Source organism: Corallococcus macrosporus, from assembly GCF_017302985.1.
In the GTDB taxonomy this organism is placed as follows: Bacteria; Myxococcota; Myxococcia; order Myxococcales; family Myxococcaceae; genus Corallococcus; species Corallococcus macrosporus_A.
In genome coordinates, this window is record NZ_JAFIMU010000012.1 from 1 (window position 1) to 1,721 (window position 1,721).

Consider the following 1,721-nt stretch of genomic DNA (forward strand, 5'->3'; position numbering starts at 1 on the left):
TCGCGTTCAACCAGCGCGGCAAGCTGGTGGTGGGCCACCCCGCCAAGGGGCAGATGCTCACCAACCCGCGCCAGACGGTGTACGGCGCCAAGCGGCTGGTGGGCCGGCCGTACGCGTCGCCCATCGTGGGGCAGATCAAGGGCCGCTTTCACTACGAGATCGCCGCGGGCCAGAACGGCGAGGCGGCAGTGCGCCTGGGCGACCGCATCTATTCGCTCCAGCAGATCTCCGCGCTGATCCTGCGCGAGGTGCGCGAGGTGGCGCAGAACCAGCTGGGCCAGCCCATCTCGCGGGCGGTCATCACCGTGCCCGCCTACTACAACGACAACCAGCGGCACGCGGTGCGCGAGGCGGGCAAGCTCGCCGGGCTGTACGTGGAGCGCATTCTCAACGAGCCCACGGCGGCGGCGCTGGCGTACGGCTACGGCAAGAAGCTCAACCAGCGCGTGCTGGTGTACGACCTGGGCGGCGGCACCTTCGACGCGTCGGTGCTGGAGCTGCACGACACCGTCTACGAGGTCATCAGCACCGGCGGCGACACGTTCCTGGGCGGCATCGACTTCGACAACGCCATCGTGGAGTACCTCCTGGAGGAGTTCCAGCGGCAGACGGGCCGCGCCTTCCAGGGGGACCGGGTGGCCCTGCAGCGCATCAACGACGCGGCGGAGCGGGCCAAGTGCGCCCTCTCCGAGCGCTCCGAGATGCGTGTGCACGTGGCCTTCATCACGATGATCGACAACAAGCCGTACGACCTGGACGTCACGCTCACGCGGCAGAAGCTCATCGCCCTGACGGAGGGGCTGGTGGACCGCACGGTCCAGGTCTGCGAGGAAGTGCTGCAGGCCAAGGGGCTGAAGCCCACGGACATCGACGAGGTGATCCTCGTGGGTGGCCAGAGCCGCTTCCCGCTGGTGCACGAGAAGATCACGAAGTTCTTCGGGCGGCCGCCCAGCAAGGGCGTGCACCCGGACGAGGCCGTGGCGCTGGGCGCGGCGCTGCTGGCGCACAGCCTGGGACAGCTGGAAGGCGTGGTGCTCATCGACGTGCTGCCCATGGCCATTGGCGTGGGGCTGCCGGGTGGGCGCTTCAAGCCGGTGCTGGAGCGCAACGTGTCGCTGCCAGCCGCCAAGAGCTACACGCTGTCCACGCACCGGGACGACCAGACGGAACTGGAGCTCACCGTCTTCCAGGGCGACTCCGAGCGCGCGCAGGACAACGAGTACCTGGGCACGCTGCGGCTCGCGGGCCTGCCGAAGCGGCCTCGCGGCGCGGTGCAGGTGCAGGTGACCTTCGAGGTGAACAACGAGTCCCTGCTGAAGGTGACCGCGCGGGAGGGCACCTCGGGGCGTGAGGTGGTCAGCACGTTCACCACCCGCGACACGCCGGAGGCGGTGAAGGCGCGGCTGGCGCAGCAGGAGCCCGCGGCGGCTCCGGTGCCTCCCGTCGTGGGCCCGGGAGCGGCGGCTCGCAACCCCGTGGCGGCATCCCCTCCGGTCGTCGCGGAAGCGTCCGCGGACGTCGCGGTCGTGTCACGACAGAAAGGTTTCATGGGGTGGTTGAAGGGGTTGTTCGGCCGCGCATGATTCCCGGCGGGTTCCCGCTCGCCGAGTGGGCTGGCGGCGGGGGCCACGGCTTCGGGTCATCACCGCGAGTGCCTGCGGGACAAATCGCGAGGGCTGCTATTAAGTGTCGGCGGTTTTTCGACACATGGACGGCCCCCC

1 protein-coding gene is annotated in these 1,721 nt (G+C 69.6%); it reads left to right on the forward strand.

Annotated features, from left to right (window positions below; translation table 11 throughout):
* Window positions 1–1,583, forward strand: a 1,583-nt coding sequence (locus tag JYK02_RS33170; protein ID WP_207056921.1) for an Hsp70 family protein, incomplete at its 5' end; no start/stop codon positions are given.
* Between the last annotated feature and the right edge of the window lie 138 nt (window positions 1,584–1,721).